Source organism: Pseudomonas sivasensis (genome assembly GCF_013778505.1).
Taxonomy (GTDB): domain Bacteria; phylum Pseudomonadota; class Gammaproteobacteria; order Pseudomonadales; family Pseudomonadaceae; genus Aquipseudomonas; species Aquipseudomonas sivasensis.
In genome coordinates this window covers 1-618 of record NZ_JAAOWU010000046.1, presented here as the reverse complement: position 1 = coordinate 618, position 618 = coordinate 1, and the positions used below count along the sequence as shown (strand labels likewise).

At 59.4% G+C, this 618-nt stretch carries 1 protein-coding gene; it reads left to right on the top strand.

Features of this window, described 5'->3' with window-relative positions:
• Positions 1 to 618, top strand: a 618-nt coding sequence (locus G9Q84_RS29010; RefSeq protein WP_181644545.1) for an ATP-binding cassette domain-containing protein, incomplete at both ends; no start/stop codon positions are given.

Sequence of the window (618 nt, the reverse complement as noted above, 5' to 3'; positions counted from 1 at the left end):
ACCGCATGGAAGAGGTGTTCCGGATTTGCAATGCCGTGACGGTGTTCAAAGACGGGCGTTACGTGCGCACCTTTGATGATATGAGTGCGCTCAGCCACGACCAGTTGGTGACCTGCATGGTCGGTCGTGACATTCAGGATATCTACGACTACCGCCCGCGAGAGCATGGCGAGGTCGCACTCAAGGTCGACGGGTTGCTCGGGCCTGGCCTGCGTGAGCCGATCAGTTTCGACGTGCGCAAGGGCGAGATTCTTGGCTTGTTCGGGTTGGTCGGGGCAGGGCGCACGGAGCTGTTTCGTTTGCTCAGCGGGTTGGAACGCAGCAGCGCTGGCAGCCTGCAGTTGTGCGGTGAAAACCTGCAACTGCGCTCACCTCGCGACGCCATCGCCGCCGGTGTGTTGCTGTGTCCGGAAGACCGCAAAAAGGAAGGGATCATTCCGCTTTCCAGCGTCGCCGAGAACATCAATATCAGCGCCCGTGGTGCCCATTCTTCGTTCGGCTGGTTGCTGCGCGAGCCCTGGGAGAAAGGCAACGCCGACCAGCAAATCAAGGCGATGAAAGTCAAAACCCCGGATGCGCAACAGAAAATCATGTACCTGTCCGGCGGCAATCAGCAGA